Source organism: Polynucleobacter hallstattensis (genome assembly GCF_018881835.1).
GTDB classification, from domain to species: domain Bacteria; phylum Pseudomonadota; class Gammaproteobacteria; order Burkholderiales; family Burkholderiaceae; genus Polynucleobacter; species Polynucleobacter hallstattensis.
The window spans coordinates 184,739-203,572 of record NZ_JACVPO010000001.1 but is presented as its reverse complement, the minus strand read 5'-3'; the positions used below and the strand labels follow the sequence as shown (position 1 = coordinate 203,572).

General features: G+C 47.6%; 14 protein-coding genes. 13 read left to right on the top strand and 1 reads right to left on the bottom strand.

Annotated features, from left to right (window positions below):
* Window positions 1-10: 10 nt before the first annotated feature.
* The 4 genes from ICN26_RS01070 to ICN26_RS01055 all read left to right on the top strand — a co-directional run bounded on the left by ICN26_RS01070 (window position 11) and on the right by ICN26_RS01055 (window position 4,583).
* Window positions 11-1,075, top strand: coding sequence for a microcin C ABC transporter permease YejB (locus ICN26_RS01070; RefSeq protein WP_216267607.1), 1,065 nt, complete (start codon window positions 11-13; stop codon window positions 1,073-1,075).
* Window positions 1,072-2,097 carry an ABC transporter permease gene (locus tag ICN26_RS01065; protein ID WP_216266201.1) on the top strand — a complete coding sequence of 342 codons (1,026 nt, stop codon included), beginning with the start codon at window positions 1,072-1,074 and terminating at the stop codon, window positions 2,095-2,097. The genes ICN26_RS01070 and ICN26_RS01065 overlap by 4 nt, the downstream gene beginning before the upstream one ends.
* A complete protein-coding gene (locus ICN26_RS01060; protein WP_216266200.1) occupies window positions 2,094-3,761 on the top strand; it encodes an ABC transporter ATP-binding protein in 1,668 nt (555 codons plus the stop codon). Before ICN26_RS01065 ends, ICN26_RS01060 begins: the two co-directional genes overlap by 4 nt.
* Window positions 3,762-3,899: 138 nt before the next feature.
* Window positions 3,900-4,583, top strand: a complete 684-nt coding sequence (locus ICN26_RS01055) for a C40 family peptidase (protein WP_255534337.1) — start codon at window positions 3,900-3,902, stop codon at window positions 4,581-4,583.
* Window positions 4,584-4,601: 18 nt separating this feature from the next.
* Here the strand turns inward: ICN26_RS01055 and ICN26_RS01050 are convergent, their stop codons facing one another.
* The gene (locus ICN26_RS01050) at window positions 4,602-5,516 is read right to left on the bottom strand and encodes a patatin-like phospholipase family protein (RefSeq protein ID WP_216266199.1); all 915 of its coding nucleotides are present in this window, start codon (window positions 5,514-5,516) and stop codon (window positions 4,602-4,604) included.
* A gap of 200 nt (window positions 5,517-5,716) precedes the next feature.
* Here ICN26_RS01050 and scpB point away from each other — a divergent pair, with 200 nt between their 5' ends.
* The 9 genes from scpB (at window position 5,717) to ICN26_RS01005 (ending at window position 18,777) form a co-directional block, all read left to right on the top strand.
* Complete coding sequence (gene scpB / locus ICN26_RS01045) at window positions 5,717-6,403, top strand: SMC-Scp complex subunit ScpB (protein ID WP_216266198.1); 687 nt, start codon at window positions 5,717-5,719, stop codon at window positions 6,401-6,403.
* A 6-nt stretch (window positions 6,404-6,409) separates the two neighbouring features.
* On the top strand, window positions 6,410-8,170 hold the full coding sequence (rluB, locus tag ICN26_RS01040) for a 23S rRNA pseudouridine(2605) synthase RluB (RefSeq protein WP_216266197.1): 1,761 nt from the start codon (window positions 6,410-6,412) through the stop codon (window positions 8,168-8,170).
* A 173-nt stretch (window positions 8,171-8,343) separates the two neighbouring features.
* Window positions 8,344-8,835, top strand: coding sequence for a ribosome maturation factor RimP (gene rimP, locus ICN26_RS01035; RefSeq protein WP_216266196.1), 492 nt, complete (start codon window positions 8,344-8,346; stop codon window positions 8,833-8,835).
* Window positions 8,832-10,313, top strand: coding sequence for a transcription termination factor NusA (nusA, locus tag ICN26_RS01030; protein WP_215332410.1), 1,482 nt, complete (start codon window positions 8,832-8,834; stop codon window positions 10,311-10,313). Before rimP ends, nusA begins: the two co-directional genes overlap by 4 nt.
* 13 nt (window positions 10,314-10,326) lie before the next feature.
* On the top strand, window positions 10,327-13,104 hold the full coding sequence (gene infB, locus ICN26_RS01025) for a translation initiation factor IF-2 (RefSeq protein ID WP_216266195.1): 2,778 nt from the start codon (window positions 10,327-10,329) through the stop codon (window positions 13,102-13,104).
* Window positions 13,105-13,118: 14 nt separating this feature from the next.
* Window positions 13,119-13,487, top strand: coding sequence for a 30S ribosome-binding factor RbfA (gene rbfA / locus ICN26_RS01020; protein ID WP_015420788.1), 369 nt, complete (start codon window positions 13,119-13,121; stop codon window positions 13,485-13,487).
* A gap of 6 nt (window positions 13,488-13,493) precedes the next feature.
* Window positions 13,494-14,405, top strand: a complete 912-nt coding sequence (gene truB / locus ICN26_RS01015) for a tRNA pseudouridine(55) synthase TruB (protein WP_216266194.1) — start codon at window positions 13,494-13,496, stop codon at window positions 14,403-14,405.
* Between the two features lie 63 nt (window positions 14,406-14,468).
* Window positions 14,469-16,286, top strand: a complete 1,818-nt coding sequence (gene typA, locus ICN26_RS01010; RefSeq protein WP_046329864.1) for a translational GTPase TypA — start codon at window positions 14,469-14,471, stop codon at window positions 16,284-16,286.
* 127 nt (window positions 16,287-16,413) lie between these two features.
* Window positions 16,414-18,777 (top strand): Tex family protein, encoded by a 2,364-nt coding sequence (locus ICN26_RS01005; RefSeq protein ID WP_216266193.1) that lies wholly within the window; start codon window positions 16,414-16,416, stop codon window positions 18,775-18,777.
* Window positions 18,778-18,834: the final 57 nt, after the last annotated feature.

Sequence of the window (18,834 nt, the reverse complement as noted above, 5' to 3'; positions counted from 1 at the left end):
GCAGGGGCAAATGTGGTCTTATATTTTCAAGCGTGTGCTCTTGATGATTCCTACCTTGTTGGGTGTTTTAACTCTGACATTTGCTGTGGTGCAATTTGTACCGGGCGGCCCAGTTGAGCAATTGATGCTAGAGCTTAAGGGTAAGGGTGATGCAGCTGTGAGTGGAGCAGAGTCCTCTGGTGGTGGCAGCAACTATCGTGGCCGCCAAGGAGTAGATGCTGAGCGCTTGGCTGAGGTGAAGGCTTTATATGGTTTTGATAAGCCGCCACTAGAACGTTATTTCATGATGCTCAAGCGTTTTGCGCAATTTGATTTGGGCCAGAGCTACTACCAACACCAAAGTGTTTGGCAGTTGGTGGTTTCTAAATTACCAGTTTCTATCAGCATAGGTCTATGGACATTCTTTCTCACGTATTTAGTATCGATACCCTTGGGTATAGCCAAAGCAGTCAGAGATGGCTCTCGCTTTGATGCGGTAACGAGCACGATGATTCTGGTGGGTTATGCCATTCCAGGCTTTGTATTGGGCGTTCTTTTACTCGTCATTTTTGGTGGCGGCAGTTTCTTGCAGATATTCCCCTTACGAGGGCTGACTTCAGACAACTGGAGTGAGCTCAGCATGATAGGCAAGGTCATGGATTATTTATGGCATTTAGTTTTGCCAATTACCGCTTCAGTTTTAGGTAGCTTTGCCGTGATCACCATGCTGACTAAAAACTCTTTCCTAGAGGAAATTCGTAAGCAGTATGTATTAACTGCGAGAGCCAAAGGTCTCACCGAAAAGCAAGTGCTATGGAAACATGTGTTCCGCAATGCGCTCCTTCCTTTGGTGACTGGCTTTCCAGCGGCATTTATTGGTGCCTTCTTTACGGGCTCACTACTGATCGAAACCCTATTTTCTTTAGATGGACTCGGTTTGCTTTCCTATGAGTCCGTTATGCGACGTGACTACCCAGTGGTTTTCGGAACACTCTATCTCTTTACGCTGATCGGCTTGTTTACGAAGTTGATTTCAGATCTTTGCTATGTCTACATTGACCCACGCATCCAGTTTGGTGCGGGAGGTGGCTCATGAGTCGCTGGCATCGATTTAAAAATAGTCGCATGGGTTATGCCGGTCTATGGATCTTTATGATCCTATTTGGCCTTTCCATGGGGGCTGAACTGATTGCGAATGACAAACCCCTAGTTGTTCGATACGAAGGAAAATTCTATTTCCCAATTGTGAAGTCACAACCTGAGCGAGTGTTTGGGGGTGACTTTGCGACACCAACCGATTTTTTAGATCCGGATATTCGTCACAACATTACTAGCAATGGTAATTGGGCAATTTATCCACCAATCCCTTATAGCTATGAAACCCTCAATTACTTCTCAAAAGTACCTAATCCTGCACCGCCATCGCTTGATAACTGGTTAGGAACCGATGATCGTGGGCGCGATGTCTTATCTCGTTTAATTTATGGCTTTCGCCTATCGATTTTGTTTGGCTTGGCACTCACCATTGTTGGCGTGAGTGTGGGCATCATCACCGGCTCTTTAATGGGATTTTTTGGTGGTAAGTTTGACTTGGTCTCTCAGCGTTTAATTGAGATTTGGTCGGCGATGCCAGAGTTATATTTACTCATCATCTTTGCCTCTATCTTTAACCCAAGCATTTGGCTTTTGGTTATTTTGCTGGCGGCATTTGGTTGGATGGGTTTATCTGACTATGTACGTGCAGAGTTCTTCCGTAATCGCGCGCTAGAGTACGTTCGTGCAGCCCGAGCATTGGGCTTAACCAATCTTCAAATCATGCGCCGTCATATTTTGCCGAACAGTCTGACGCCCGTTATTACCTTTCTCCCCTTCAGAATGAGTGCGGCGATTTTGTCACTCACCAGTTTAGATTTCCTAGGTTTAGGTGTGCCACCAGGAACACCGAGTCTTGGTGAATTGCTCTCTCAAGGCAAAAGTAACCTAGATGCGTGGTGGATTTCACTATCGACCTTTGTTGTTTTAGTGGCCACCTTACTCTTGCTCACTTTTATGGGTGAGGCCTTACGCGATGCCTTTGATTCTCGTAAGTCGGGCGCGATGAGTGGAGGCCGTTCATGAGTTCCGTGAAAACTGCAACTCCACTCCTGCGCTATGAAGATTTTTCAATCTCATTCGGTTCAGGTCGGCGCGAAAAATTTGCGGTCAGCCATCTTGATCTAGAAATTGGCGTGGGTGAGCGCGTTGCTTTAGTTGGAGAGTCTGGTTCAGGTAAGACGCTGACTGCTCTGGCGCCACTGCGCCTTGAACCTGAGGGTGCAAAAACATCTGGCCGAATTTTGTGGAATGGCAAGAGTACAGATGCCAGCAATCCTTCAGTGAATTTACTAGACCTACCAATACAAGCAATTCGTGAAATTCGTGGTCGTGAGATTGCCATGGTCTTTCAGGAGCCAATGACCGCGCTCAATCCTTTGTTTACTATCGGCAATCAGATTATTGAGGCAGTGCAGATTTATGAGCCATTGATTTCTAAGGCCGACGCAATGTCTGCTGCAATTGAACTGCTCAAGAAAACCGGTATTCCGGAGCCAGAAAAACGCTTTCACTCTTATCCTCACCAACTATCTGGTGGACAGCGTCAACGTGCCATGATTGCAATGGCGTTAGCTTGTAAACCACGATTACTCATTGCAGATGAGCCGACTACCGCTTTGGATGTTAGCTTGCGTTTGCAAATATTGGATTTACTCAAAGAGTTGCAAGAAGAGTCTAGGGATCATGGTGGCATGGCGATTCTGTTGATCTCTCATGATCTGAATTTAGTAAAACACTTTGCTCAAAGAGTTGCCGTATTAAATCAAGGTAACCTGATGGAGCTAGGATCTACGAAGCAAGTGTTTGAACATCCGGATAACGCTTATACAAAAGCATTGGTAAACAGCGCGCCCGTGCGCGCTTTAGCGCCAGTAATGCCTTTAGCACCGGTGTTATTAAAGACGGAGAGCTTATCCGTTTCTTATCCAGGCACAGAATCTACTTCTTGGTTTAAAAAGTCCCCACGTCATCAAGTCCTGCGTAAGGTCGGCTTTGAGCTGAAGCAGGGGCAAACCATCGGTGTGATTGGCGAGTCTGGTTCAGGTAAGACCACTTTAGGCATGGCAGTTTTAGGCTTGTTGGGTGATTCTGCAGCAGAGATCACGGGCACAGTAGATGTGCTAGGTAGGGATTGGCAAAATTTAAAACCACTAGAGCGCCGAGTCATGCGCTCGAGTTTGCAGGTGATTTTTCAAGATCCGTTTGGCTCACTTTCTCCGCGCATGGATGTGATGCAAATTGTTTCAGAGGGTTTGGATGTGCATTTTCCGAATTTATCTGCAGCGGAGCGTGAAGCCCGCGTCCTCGATATTTTGCGAGAAGTGGGAATTGATCGTTCCGCTCTTACGCGTTATCCCCATGAATTCTCTGGCGGTCAGAGACAGCGTATTGCGATCGCTCGTGCGCTGATTCTGAAGCCGCAGATCTTGGTGCTCGATGAGCCAACTTCAGCATTGGATGTATCGATTCAAAAACAGGTGCTCGCTTTGCTGACTGAGCTCCAGAAGAAATACAACCTAGCCTATTTGATGATTAGTCATGATCTAGCGGTCATACGGGCGATGTCGCATGAGGTGATGGTGCTCAAAGCAGGCAAAGTGGTGGAGTTCGGTGACACCGAGACCCTCATTAAGCACCCTCGCCAGACTTACACCAAAGAGCTTTTTGCAGCCGCTGAACTGAGCTAAGACCTGAGTTAAATAGGCTCTGCAAGGTACTAAAGTGGTGCATTTACGCCCCATATTGGTAAATATGCTATAGAAAACAAAGGGTTACCCTAAGGGTTAGCGCTTGGTGAAATGAATCTTCTTTGCTAGAATGGTTCGATGTCCCTTAAAAAAGACCTCCTACCAGCGATTGTTAAGCAACTGCCGATCGCTACGCTGCTTGCCATCACATTGCTTGCCAATCCTGCACGAGCTGTGGATGCTGTTGCTGATGCTGCAAAAGACGTCTCAGCAGAGCTTGCTAAGGAGACTCCCAAAGAAACGATGTTTCAGGCAGGCAAGTCTTACTTCGCTCGCGTGTCAGATCGTTTGGCAGACTCAGTTACCGGTAAATCAGATGAATTAATTAACCGCGCTATGGAAGTGATTGGTGTGCGTTATCGCTGGGATGCAGAGTTGCCGCAATCTGGTTTGGATGGCAGTAGTTTTGTTGGCTACGTCTTCAAAGATAAATTAGGCTTTTTATTGCCACGCAAATCGACTCAAATGAGCCGAGTGGGCAAACCGATTACTCGTGAAGAATTGCAGCCTGGCGATTTAGTGTTCTTCAACACCATGCGCTTAACTTTCTCACATGTCGGCATTTATGTGGGTGACAATAAATTTATTCATTCCCCATCCAAAGGTACCAGCGTGCGTGTAGACGATCTCGGTAGTCTTTATTGGGATAAGCGCTTTGATGGCGCTCGACGCTTAGACGGCAGTGACAACTTGGGTGATACAGAGCGTAAAGAGTTGTTGAATGAAGTGAATAAACTCAAGCGTAAATCTCGCAGTCTCTAGGCCGTCGGCTAAGTATTTCTAGTTCTTTAGCTTCTCTTTAATTAGCGCCATTTGCTCTTGTGCTGCAACCTCACCAGCAAGGATGGCAGCATTTCTGGATCTGAAGTCGCCGCTACTCATTTGTTTAAGAAGGGGTGTGATCACAATATCAGCACTTTTGAGCTCATATTGATTAATACTTCGCTGCATGATGGAAATGGTTTGTTGCATCACGCCAAAGGTTCCGCTGGCATCTTGATGAACGGGTTCTGATGAGATGTTGACCGCAATCAGTAGTGTTGCACCCATCTGCCTGGCATAACTCACTGGTATCGGAGCAACTAAGCCGCCGTCAACATACTCTTTGCCGCTGATAACTGCTGGCTGGAATACGCCTGGAACGCTACAGGAGGCGCGCACCGCAAGACCTGTATTGCCAGAGCGAAATAAAATACCTTTGCCTGATTGCAGTTCAGTCGCCACAATTCCCAGGGGTATGCGCATTTGTTCGATAGATTTATTTTGTACTTCACGATTCACCATGTTTTGAAGGGCGTCCCCTTTAATCAGGCCACCAAATCTCCCAGCAAAAGGGAGTCCCCAGTCGGCAATGGTTGCTTCATCAAGATTTAGGGCAAGTCGATTGAGCTCATTTCCGGTAGCGCCAGAGGCAAGTAGTGCCGCAATAACGCTTCCGGCACTGCTCCCGACCACGATATCGGGTCGAATACCTTGCGCTTCTAATGCTTTAATAACGCCCACATGGGCAAAACCTCGGGCGGCACCCGCCCCTAAGACAAGGCCAATGACAGGCTTGCGACTACTCATTAGGCTACACCCAGTTAGGCTTGAGCCCCCAATGAAAGCCCCTAAACCTAGGCCTAAACCCAGAAAACGTCGTCTTGTGTCGGCCTCGGGGGATAAAAGAGGGGCTAGGGATGTAATTTCGTGCATATAGCTATTGTATTGAGCCTCCCTTATAATAGTTAGAGGTGAGCGAAAAAGACTTCGTTTCAGCGCGGGTAGTTCTCCATGTGAATATTCGGAGTTCAATTGCCCGTTGTAGCTAAATAGCGCCACCAGAACACTACCAACCCATTACTGAAATACATTTTTATAGTCTCATCAGGTCCTTACCTGATAGCCCGAATTTTATGGATGATCACAATAAACGCGTAATTGAAACAGCCCTCTTGTGCGCGCAAGAACCACTCACAGTTGCCGATCTGACGCGCTTATTTGTCGAAGATATTGCTGCAGGTGCAATTGATCATGCTCTTGTGGAGCTTCAAAAAGCCTGGGAAGACAAGGGCATGGAGTTAGTCCATATTGCGACTGGCTGGCGCTTTCAGAGTCGCTTAGCGATGCGTGAATATCTTGATCGTTTGACCCCAGAAAAGCCACCAAAGTATTCTCGTGCGGTGATGGAAACCTTGGCGATTATTGCCTACCGCCAACCAGTGACCCGCGGTGAGATCGAAGAGATTCGTGGTGTTGCGGTAAGTAGTAATGTGATGAAGCAGTTAGAGGATCGGGGTTGGGTTGAGGTGATTGGTCATAAAGAGACGATTGGTCGCCCAGGTTTATATGCCACTACTAAGCAATTTTTAGACGACTTGAGTCTCACCAATTTACAAAGCTTGCCAATGTTGGAAGATGCTGCACCAATGGCTGCTGCTGCGCAACTAGGTCAGGCAGTCATGGAATTCGATCCTAGCGCTACTGTTGAGACCGTCATCGAGTTAGATGAAAACGGACAGCCTATTATTCAATCAACAGATGATGAAGTAGTAGAAGAAGTTACTCCTGAGTCTGAAGACAAAACAGACGAACAAAAATAATTATTAATGACAAGTCATAACGAAAACGATTCATCTCCGATTAAACCTACATCGGATAACTCCTCTAGCTCTGAGTCTGCACCCAATCATTCAGAGGGTGCAAAAGGCGAAGGACGCGAGGGCGGTCCACGTCGTCCACGCCGTCAGGGTGCGGGCGCCGGTAAGCCATTTAATAAGAAACGTCCATTTAACAAGGATCGGCCTCGTCGCGAGGGCGAGGCTGGCGGCGCGCGTGAGGGAGCTAACCACTCAGCCGCCAAGCTGGCACCGAATGCAGCAGAGAGCGAAGCCTTGTTTGCTTCAGTAGTTTCTGGAGAATTCGATGCTGCATTAGATGCGCCTGAGGTAATTGAAGTTAAAAACCCAGATGGTGTGAATGAGAATGAGGTCTCTCATCAAACTGGTGCAGAGCGTCGCGCACAACGTGTTCGTCACGACGATGATGCAGATGGGCCTAGCGATGATGAGATGAGTAGCCTGCAATTTGCCAACATCGATGACTTGCCGCTCAGCTTACGTGATGAAGTTTGGTCAGACTTGGATGGTTTAGACGACGAAGCTGACGACGAAGATACTGTGAAGTTGCACAAGGTACTGGCTGATGTCGGTATGGGTTCACGTCGCGATATGGAAGACTTGATTATTCAAGGGCGCGTATCCGTCAATGGATTACCAGCCCATATTGGCCAGCGTATTGGGCCGACCGATCAAGTGCGCATTAACGGCAAACCAGTACATCGCAAGATTCAGACTAAGCCGCCACGCGTGATCATGTATCACAAGCCTTCCGGTGAAATCGTTAGTCAGTCCGACCCAGAGGGTCGTCCAACCGTATTTGATCGTTTGCCAAAGCCACGTCAAGGACGTTGGATTGCAGTAGGACGTTTGGACTTTAATACGGAAGGTCTATTGCTATTCACGACTTCAGGCGAGCTAGCGAATCGCTTGATGCATCCTCGTTACGGCGTTGAGCGCGAGTACGCTGTCCGTATTTTGGGTGATTTGAGTCAAGAAAATATGGCTCAATTAAAGAGTGGCATCACCTTGGATGATGGCCAAGCCAAATTCTTACGCCTTTCTATGGGTGGTGGGGAAGGTGCGAACCGTTGGTATCACGTTGCTTTGACTGAAGGCCGTAACCGTGAGGTGCGCCGCATGTTTGAGGCAGTCGGGCATGTCGTCTCTCGTTTGATTCGTACGCGTTATGGCATTTTCTTATTGCCTCCACGTTTGAGGCGGGGTAAGTGGGAAGAGATTGAAGCCGGCGGTATCTATAACTTAATGAAGTTTGCAGGCTTAAAAATGCCTCAACCCCAAGATAAGGGTCGTGGCCCCAGTTCTGGAGCTCATGGACGAGACCGTAATCCTGCTTCCAGCGGGGATTTTCAGCCAGACCCAATGCAAACCTCGGTCTCTTATTGGGGCTCACGGGATGCTTTAACCCAGGCCAGTGGTCATGGCGCTCTCACTCATCAAGGTCGGGGTGGTAAACCTGGCGGTGGTGGTTCGAGCGAGGGGCGCGGTCCTTTTCGTGGTCGTACCCAGGGTGGGCGTCCAGGCGCAGGTACTCAAGGCGGTCAAGGTGGCGGCCAGGGCGGTCAAGGTCAGAACCGCAATAAAGGCAAGAAAGTCCATCACGGACAGTCTGCTTTTGTAACTGCAAGCCCGCAAAGCCCAGGAAATGGCCCTAAACGCGGAGCACCAAAAGGGCGCAAACCCTTCAATAAAGGTCCTCGAAAACCGCGAAATCCAAGCGAAAGCTTCTGATTTTGATGAGTTTTCCTCTAAATCAGCTATAATTTTGGTCTTGCAGCAGTTCGCTGCTGTTTTAAGTTGTTACCGACTGATGTTGCGATCAACGTAAGTCGGCCTGTTCTGAATTTCGAGAATATGGGCTTCAAAGCCCATTTTTTTTTGCCGTTTTGGGTTGAAGGGTATTCGTGAAGGATCAGCGGATTATTTCTGCAGAGGTAGAAAACTTAGGGTACACGCTAGTCGAGATCGAGCGTGAGGCCGGAGGTTTGCTGCGTGTCACGATTGAAAACCCGGATTATGAGCGTTTGATTAATGTCCAGGATTGCGAAAAGGTAAGTCATCAACTGAGCTACACCTTGCCAGTGGAAAACATTCCCTTTGAGCGTCTAGAGATTTCGTCTCCTGGTCTAGATCGCCCTGTGAAGTCGGCGGCTGATTACGAGCGCTTCTCCGGAATGGAAGTGGATTTGAAATTGCGGGTTGCCGCTGGCGATCGCAAGAAGTTTCGTGGTGTATTGCAAGGTTTGCTGAGTGGTGAATTGGATTCACCTGATGCGAAATTTGGTTTGTTGTTTGAAGGCGCCGATGGCGCTGAGTCTCAATTGGAGTTTTCTTTAGCCGAGGTCGATAAGACTCGGTTGGTCCCTGTTATTGATTTCAAAGGAAGAAAGTCATGAGCCGAGAAGTTCTCATGTTGGCAGACGCCTTAGCGCGTGAAAAGAACGTAGATCAAGCGATTGTGTTTGAGGCGCTAGAAATGGCGCTAGCATCAGCTACTAAGAAACGTTATCCGACAGAAGATGTGGATATTCGTGTATCGATTGATCGCGAGTCTGGTGAGTACGAAACCTTCCGTCGCTGGTTGGTTGTTCCTGATGAAGCAGGCCTCCAAGAGCCTGATAAAGAAATTCTGCATTTCGAGGCCCTCGAGCAGTTTCCGGACATGGAAGTTGGTGAGCACATCGAAGAGCAAATCGAATCTTTAGCCTTTGGTCGTATTGGTGCACAAGCTGCCAAGCAAGTGATCTTGCAACGCATTCGTGATGCCGAGCGTGAACAGATTCTGAATGACTACCTTGAGCGTGGCGAAAAAGTCATGACCGGTACTGTGAAGCGTGCCGACAAGAATGGTTTGATTATTGAGTCTGGTCGCGTTGAAGCGTTGCTGCGTCGCGATCAAATGATTCCCAAAGAGAATTTGCGTTCTGGTGACCGCGTTCGTGCCTATATTTTGAAAGTAGATCGTGAAGCCCGTGGCCCGCAGATTGAGCTCTCACGTACGTGCCCAGATTTCTTGATCAAGTTGTTTGAGAACGAAGTTCCAGAGATGGAGCAAGGTTTATTAGAGATTAAGGGCGCAGCTCGCGATCCTGGCATCCGCGCAAAAATTGCTGTAATTACTTACGACAAGCGTATCGACCCAATCGGCACTTGTGTTGGTGTTCGTGGCACACGCGTTACTGCAGTTCGTAACGAAGTAGCTGGCGAGGCAGTAGACATTGTGTTGTGGTCTGAAGATCCGGCGCAATTTGTGATTGGCGCCTTGGCTCCAGCACAAGTATCTTCTATCGTGGTTGACGAAGAGCGTCACGCCATGGATGTGGTGGTTGATGAAGAGAACTTGGCAATTGCGATTGGTCGTAGCGGACAGAATGTTCGCTTGGCTAGTGAATTGACGGGTTGGCAGATCAACATCATGACTCCAGAAGAGTCTGCCGAGAAAACTGAAAAAGAAGCTGCATCTGTTCGTCAATTGTTCATGGATAAATTGGATGTTGACCAAGAAGTTGCTGATATCTTGATCGAAGAAGGTTTCAACACATTGGAGGAGGTTGCTTACGTACCCCTTTCTGAAATGTTAGAAATCGATTCTTTTGACGAAGATACCGTAAACGAATTGCGTACTCGTGCGCGTGACTCTCTCTTGACTATGGAATTAGCTAAGGAAGAGCGCGTTGGCGAAGTTTCACAAGATTTACGTTCCCTCGAGGGAATGACCACTGAATTGGTTGCAAAGCTTGCTGACAATCAAGTTCATACCCGTGACGACTTAGCTGAACTGGCTGTTGATGAGCTAGTTGAGGCGACACAAATTGACGAAGAAACCGCGAAAACGCTCATCATGAAAGCGCGCGAACATTGGTTTACTTCATGAGAGGAAGTAGTGCATGGCAACAACAGTAAAAGTACTCGCTAAAGAATTAAAACGTACCGCGCCAGACCTGCTGGAGCAATTGAAGGCGGCTGGTATCGAAAAAGGTTCTGAGGACGACAGCATTACCGAAAAGGACAAGACTGTCCTGCTTGAGCATTTGCAGAAAGAGCATGGCAGTGCTGATACAGGTAGTCGTAAAAAGATTACTTTAATCAAGCGCGAAAACTCTGAGATTCGTCAGGCAGATTCTGCTGGGCGTACTCGCACCGTTCAGGTTGAGGTTCGTAAAAAGCGGGTGCTAGTTAAGGCGGGAGATAAAGCTCCCGAAGAGGCTCCAGCTCCAGTGGCCAAGAAAGCTGCTCCTGCAGAATCTGCTAAGCCAATTCTTTCTGCTGAGGAGTTAGAAAAACGCGCTGCTGAAGCTACTCGTCAAGCTGAATTGTTGGCTCGTCAAGAAGCTGAAATGAAAGCGGCTGAAGATGCGCGTCAAAAAGAGGCTGATGCGGCAGCAGCTGCAAGTGCGGCTGAGCCAGCAATTGAGAAATCCGCTAAATCAGTCGGCGATGCAGCGACTGTAAAAGCTGTAGAAAAGAAAGCGCAAGCTGACAAGGCTGCTAAAGATATTGCTGATGCCAATAAGGCGCAGTTGGCGGACATTACTAAACGTCGTGCCGCTGCTGAAGCTGAAGCTCTAGCGATTCGCGACATGATGAGTACACCTGCACGTGTCCTCAAAGCACCAAGTGAAATTGCTGCTGATGAAGCCAAAAAAGGCACTCTTCATAAGCCTGCTAAGGCTGAAGGTGCTGATGATAAGAAAAAAGCAGTTGCTAAAGTTGGTGGTAAGACAATTAAGTCTGCAGAGACTTCATCTACTTGGCAAGAAGAAGGTGCCAAGAAACCGGGTGGCCTCAAGACTCGGGGTGATAGTTCTGGTGGTGTAGGTGGTTGGCGTTCAGGCGGTGGCAGAAGAAAGCAACGTCAAATTGCTGAAGCCAATGTCGATACCAATTTCCAGGTACCAACCGAAGCTATTGTGCGTGATGTCAATGTTCCAGAAACCATTACTGTGGCTGAGTTAGCGCACGCTATGGCTGTGAAGAGTGCAGAAGTGATTAAGCTCTTGATGGGTATGGGTCAGATGGTAACGATCAACCAGATCTTGGATCAAGATACGGCAATGATCATCGTTGAGGAAATGGGTCACACTGCTCATGCTGCTAAGTTAGATGATCCTGATTTAGATTTGGGTATTGCTGGTCACGATGCAGAGTTATTGCCGCGTCCACCAGTCGTCACAGTAATGGGTCACGTTGACCACGGTAAAACATCTTTGCTCGATAAGATTCGTGCAGCTAAGGTTGCTACTGGCGAGGCTGGTGGTATTACTCAGCACATTGGCGCTTATCACGTTGAAACTCCACGCGGCATGATTACTTTCCTCGATACTCCGGGTCACGAAGCCTTTACGGCCATGCGTGCTCGTGGTGCCAAGGCAACAGATATCGTGATCTTGGTGGTTGCGGCGGATGATGGCGTGATGCCACAAACTAAAGAAGCGATTCACCATGCTCAAGCAGCTGGTGTTCCAATCGTTGTCGCAATCAATAAGATTGATAAACCTGAAGCCAATTTAGAGCGTGTCAAAACTGAATTGGTGGCTGAGCAAGTGGTTCCTGAGGAATACGGTGGCGATGTACCATTTATTGGTGTTTCTGCCAAAACGGGTGACGGCATCGATGCATTACTCGAGAACGTTCTCTTGCAAGCGGAAGTGTTAGAGCTTAAAGCAGCTAAGGAAGCTCCGGCACAAGGCTTAGTGATTGAGGCTCGCTTAGATAAAGGGCGCGGTCCGGTTGCTACTGTTCTCGTTCAGTCTGGAACGCTGAAGCGTGGCGATATGTTGCTGGCTGGCTCAACTTACGGTCGTGTTCGTGCGATGTTGGATGAGAACGGTAAGCCATGCAATGAAGCTGGCCCATCAATCCCTGTAGAGATTCAAGGTTTATCTGAAGTTCCTGCAGCTGGTGAATCAGTGCAAGTGGTTCCTGACGAGCGTAAAGCACGTGAGATCGCACTCTTCCGTCAAGGCAAGTTCCGTGATGTGAAGTTGGCCAAACAGCAAGCATTCAAGCTCGAGACCATGATGGAAAACATGGAAGAAGGTGCGATAGAGGCTAAGTTGTTGCCGCTGATTATTAAGGCAGACGTACAAGGTTCGCAAGAAGCATTGTCACAATCATTACAAAAGCTCTCTACAGCAGAGGTGAAGGTCCAAATCGTTCACGCAGCAGTGGGTGGTATTACTGAGACTGACGTGAATTTGGCAGTTGCTTCTAAGGCAGTCATTATTGGCTTTAACTCTCGCGCGGATGGTGCAGCGCGTAAGCTAGCTGAAAATAATGGTGTAGATATTCGTTATCACAACATTATTTATGACGCGGTTGATGAAGTGAAAGCAGCCTTAAGCGGTATGTTGACACCAGATAAGAAAGAAGAAATCACCGGTATGGTGGAGATTCGTCAAGTCTTCTTGGTATCCAAAGTTGGCGCGATTGCAGGTTGTTTGGTGCTCGATGGTGTTGTCAAGCGTAACTCTAGCGTTCGTCTATTGCGTGAAAACGTAGTGATCTGGAACGGTGAGTTAGATTCTCTCAAGCGCTTTAAAGATGATGCAAAAGAAGTTCGTGCTGGTGTTGAGTGTGGCTTGTCATTAAAAGGCTACAACGACATCAAAGAGGGTGATCAACTGGAAGCATTTGAAGTGACTGAAGTCGCTAGAACACTGTAAGAGCTACCCAGTTAATGCATAAAACTAGCCCTCATCGTAACCAGCGTCTCGCCGATCAAATTCAGCGAGACCTGGCCGAGCTGATTCCTCGTGAATTGCGTAGCCCGAGCCTAGGTTTGATTACTTTACAAAGTATTGAACTTACGCCAGATTTGGCGCACGCAAAAGTCTTCTTCACTGTTTTGGGCGCTGAGCCTGAAGTGGCATTGAAGGCGCTCCAGGATAAAGCAGGCTATTTACATTCCTTATTATTTAAGCGTTTGCATATTCATACCGTACCAACCCTGCATTTCCACTACGATAGTTCTGTTGAGCACGGCATCGAAATGTCTCGCTTAATTGATCAAGCGGTGGATAGTGATCGCAAAGACGAGAACGCGTAAATAGCTATGTCCGTACGTATCGACGGCGTTGTCTTGCTTGATAAACCTGCTGGCATGAGCTCGCAAGGAGCGGTTACTGCTGTAAAGCGTGCATTTAATGCAGAAAAAGCTGGGCACACTGGAACTTTAGATCCAATGGCTACTGGCTTACTCCCTATTTGTTTAGGTGAAGCAACGAAGTACTCTCAGGATTTATTGGAAGCGGATAAGACATACATCGCTCAAGTGAAATTTGGTCAGCGTACTGAGACTGGTGATGCTGAGGGACTCATCATTGAAGAGTTACCACTCCCAGTATTCGCTGATGAAGTTGCCCTGAAGCTAGCGCTAGAGTCATTACTACCGACATTTACTGGTCCCATTAGTCAGGTTCCGCCAATGTATTCAGCGCTCAAGCGCGATGGCAAACCTTTATATGAATATGCTCGTGCAGGTGTTGAGTTAGAGCGTGCCCCACGAAACATTACGATCCATGCCATCCGCTGGACTAATATCAATTGGCCTGAAGCCACTTTGGAAGTAAGTTGTAGCAAAGGTACTTATATCCGCGTCTTGGCAGAAGATCTTGGTAAAGCTTTGGGTTGTGGTGCACATTTGGTTGGCTTGCGCCGCACTGAAGTGGGTCACCTCACTTTAGAGCAGTCTTTCACAATTGAATCCATTCAGAAGGGCTTGAAAGAAAGCTCTAGTTACATCTTGCCAGTCGATGTGCTCTTACAAACCTTGCCGCATCTCACTGTAGATGAGCAGCAAGCAAAACGTTTGGAGATGGGCCAACGAGTTCCACTCAATTTACCCTCGATAGAAGCGCTAGTGCGTATCTATCGCGCAACTGCTGCTCCACACAACTTTATCGGTACTGGAGATTGGCGCTCTGGGGTATTGCATCCCAAGCGTTTAATTTCTTCTGCCCATTAAATCATTTTGACTTATTTATTCATTAATCTTAATTAACCCTATTCTTAACTTCAGAAGCTTCACATGACTAAACGCGCACTTCGTAATATCGCCATCATCGCCCACGTTGACCACGGTAAAACTACTTTGGTTGACCAACTCTTGCGCCAATCTGGCACATTCCGCTCAAATGAAAAAATGACCGAACGCGTCATGGACTCAAACGATTTGGAAAAAGAGCGTGGCATTACTATTTTGTCCAAGAACTGTGCGGTTGAGTATGACGGCACACACATCAATATCGTTGACACACCAGGACACGCCGACTTCGGTGGTGAAGTAGAGCGTGTGCTCTCCATGGTTGACGGTGTTTTGCTTTTGGTGGATGCGGTTGAAGGCCCAATGCCACAAACTCGCTTTGTAACCAAGAAAGCTCTAGCCCTTGGTTTGAAGCCTATCGTCGTGATTAACAAGGTTGACCGTCCAGGTGCACGTTGTGACTATGTAATCAATGCTACTTTTGAATTGTTTGATAAGTTAGGCGCTTCGGAAGAGCAGCTCGACTTCCCAATCATTTATGCATCAGGCTTGAACGGCTATGCAGGAACTACAGAGGATGTCCGTGAAGGTAATATGCGTCCATTGTTTGACGCTGTCCTGAAATACGTCCCTGTGCGTGATGATGACCCAGATGGTCCTTTGCAATTCCAGATTTCTTCAATCGATTACAACAGCTATGTCGGTAAGATTGGTGTTGGCCGTATTAGCCGTGGACGTGTGAAGTCAGGCATGGAAGTAGTCTGCATGAACGGTCCTGATGGTGTGCCATTTAAAGGCCGTATTAATCAAGTATTGAAATTTAAAGGTTTAGAGCGTGAAATCGTTGACGAGGCATTTGCCGGCGATATTGCTCTCATCAACGGTATTGAAGAGTTGGCAATTGGTACAACAGTTTGTGCGGTTGATAAACCAGATCCATTGCCAATGCTCAAGATTGATGAGCCTACTTTAACCATGAACTTCATGGTGAACACCAGCCCATTGGCTGGTCGTGAAGGCAAGTTTGTGACTAGCCGTCAGATTCGTGAGCGTCTTGACCGTGAGTTGAAAGCCAACATGGCGTTGCGCGTAAAAGAAACTGATGATGACACCGTATTTGAAGTATCAGGCCGTGGCGAGTTGCATCTTACGATCTTGGTAGAGACGATGCGTCGTGAAGGCTACGAGATGGCAGTTTCACGTCCTCGCGTTGTCTTCCACGAAGAGAATGGCGTCAAGATGGAGCCGTATGAGAACTTAACGGTTGACGTAGAAGATGCTACACAAGGTTCTGTGATGGAAGACTTGGGTAAGCGTAAGGGCGAGTTACAAGATATGGTGAGTGACGGAAAAGGTCGTACCCGTCTTGAGTACCGTATTCCTGCGCGTGGTCTGATTGGCTTCCAGGGTGATTTTATGACCATGACTCGCGGTAATGGTTTGATGAGTCATACATTTGATTCTTATGCTCCAGCCAAAGATGGCATCTTAGGCGAGCGTCATAACGGTGTATTAATTAGCCAAGATGACGGTGAAGCAGTTGCTTATGCTATTTGGAAGCTACAAGACCGTGGTCGTATGTTTGTAAAACATGGCGATCCTGTTTATGAAGGCATGGTGATTGGTATCCATAGTCGCGACAATGACTTAGTTGTGAACCCGATCAAAGGTAAGCAATTAACGAACGTACGTTCTTCAGGAACTGACGAAGCGGTTCGTTTGGTGACACCAATTGATTTAACTTTGGAATACGCTGTTGAATTCATTAGTGATGATGAGTTGGTTGAAGTAACACCGAAAAGCGTCCGAATCCGTAAGCGTTATTTGAAGGAGCATGACCGTAAGAAAGCTTCCCGCGAGTAATTTCGCGAAGTTGCTTCACTGAGGCACTTTCATAAGTCATCTAGTTGGTAAATAAGAGTCACCTTTGGGTGGCTCTTATTTTTACTCCAATGCAATATTCTCAAAACCTTAGTAAATTAATCATTTCATGCTGCCATCCATTGAACTACGCCTTGCCCAAGAGTTATCTGCTAAACCTGCACAAGTGGCTGCCGCCATCGCATTGATGGATGAAGGTGCAACCGTTCCCTTTATTGCACGTTATCGCAAAGAGGCAACTGGCGGTTTGGACGATACGCAGTTACGTTTATTAGAGGATCGACTCAGTTATTTAAGAGAGTTGGAAGAGCGTCGTAAAGCGATCGTTGCGTCGATTGAAGAGCAGGGCAAGATGACTCCGGAGTTGCTCAAAGCCATCATGCTGGCAGAAGATAAGACCCGCTTAGAGGATCTCTATCTCCCCTATAAACTCAAGCGTCGCACTAAGGCGCAAATCGCTCTGGAGGCTGGATTAGAGCCTTTGGCTAATGATTTATTGGCTAACCCCATGCTGGATCCAGAAGCGGAAGCAAGCAAATACCTCAAAGAGGCATTTACATCCGATCAGGGTGATAACCCTGGTGTGGTTGACACCAAGGCCGCTCTTGAGGGTGCTCGTCAGATTTTGATGGAGCGCTTTGCTGAAGATGCTGGACTGGTCCAATCACTTAGAACGTATTTGCAGGAGCATGGCGTTGTGGAATCCAAACTCATTGCCGGTAAAGAGCAAGAGGGTGAGAAATTCTCGGACTACTTCGATTACTCAGAGCCTATCTCGGCAATTCCGTCGCATCGTGCCTTGGCATTATTTAGAGGTCGTCGTGAGCAAATGCTCATGGTTAACTTGCGTCTAGACACTGAAGAAGAAAAACCCAAATGGGACGCACCACACAATCCTTGCGAGTCCCGCATTGCCAATCAGTTCAAGATTAAAAACGAAGGTCGTCCTGCCGACCAGTGGCTCGCAGAGACTGTGCGTTGGACTTGGCGTATCAAGTGCTCTATGCACTTGGAGTCTGAGCTCATGAGTGCATTGCGTGAGCGCTCAGAGGCTGAGGCGATTAATGTCTTTGCACGTAATCTCAAGGCTTTACTGTTGGCTGCACCTGCAGGACCAAAGGTTACTATTGGCCTAGATCCCGGCATGAGAACTGGTGTCAAAGTTGCAGTAGTAGATGCGACAGGTAAAGTGGTAGACACCGATGTGATTTATCCACACCAACCTAAGAATGATTGGGAGGGCTCGCTGCATACGCTGGCTAAATTAGCTGAGAAACATCAGGCTAACTTAATCTCGATCGGCAACGGTACAGCCTCACGTGAGACTGATAAATTAGCGCAAGATTTAATCAAAGCTAAACCCGAACTTAAGCTAACCAAGATTGTGGTTTCTGAAGCAGGGGCATCGGTTTACTCTGCCTCTGAGTACGCCTCAAAAGAATTACCTGGTATGGATGTATCTTTACGTGGAGCGGTATCGATTGCGAGAAGGCTCCAAGACCCCCTAGCCGAGCTAGTGAAGATTGATCCAAAGTCTATTGGCGTGGGCCAATATCAGCATGATGTGATGCAGACTCAGTTAGCCAAGTCATTGGTGGCAGTAGTGGAGGATTGCGTCAATGCGGTAGGTGTTGATGTGAACACGGCATCTGCACCCTTATTGGCAAGAGTCTCAGGCTTGAGTAGTACGGTTGCTGAAGGTATCGTAACTTATCGAGATAGTCATGGCGCCTTTCAGACGCGGGCAGACTTGCGGAGCGTGCCGCGCTTAGGCGAGAAGACTTTTGAGCAAGCAGCTGGTTTCTTACGCATTATGAATGGTAAAGATCCTTTGGATGCTTCTGCTGTCCACCCAGAATCCTATCCTTTGGTGGAGAAGATTTTGAAAGACATCAAGAAGGGTGTCAAAGAGGTCATTGGCGATATCGCAATACTCAAAGGGCTCAATCCAGAAAAGTATGCCGATGAGAATTTTGGTTTGCCTACGGTTACCGACATCATTAAGGAATTAGAAAAGCCTGGTCGTGATCCACGTCCTGAGTTCACCACGGCGACATTTAAAGATGGCGTCGAAAAGATCAGCGATCTTAAGACAGACATGATCTTAGAGGGTGTTGTAACGAACGTGGCAGCCTTTGGTGCCTTTGTCGATATTGGCGTTCATCAAGATGGCCTGGTACATATCTCTGCATTGGCTAATGCCTTTGTAAAAGATCCACACACGGTAGTCAAAGCAGGGCAGGTTGTGAAGGTCAAAGTGCTTGAAGTAGATGAAAAGCGCAAGCGAATTGCACTCACAATGCGACTCTCTGATGAAGCGCATAAAGTGTCGGCAGGCTCAAAGCCTGAGCAAAGGATAAATAGACCTGGCGCACCAAGAGCTTCAGAAGCTAGAAGACCGCAAGAAGATAGAAGGTCTGCGCCTCCAATGAATAATGCGATGGCAGATGCTTTACGTAAATTAAAAGGGTAAATCTCTCCCGCTGGAAACGGTGCTTGAGCCCCTAAGAATAATGTAGTAACATTGCTA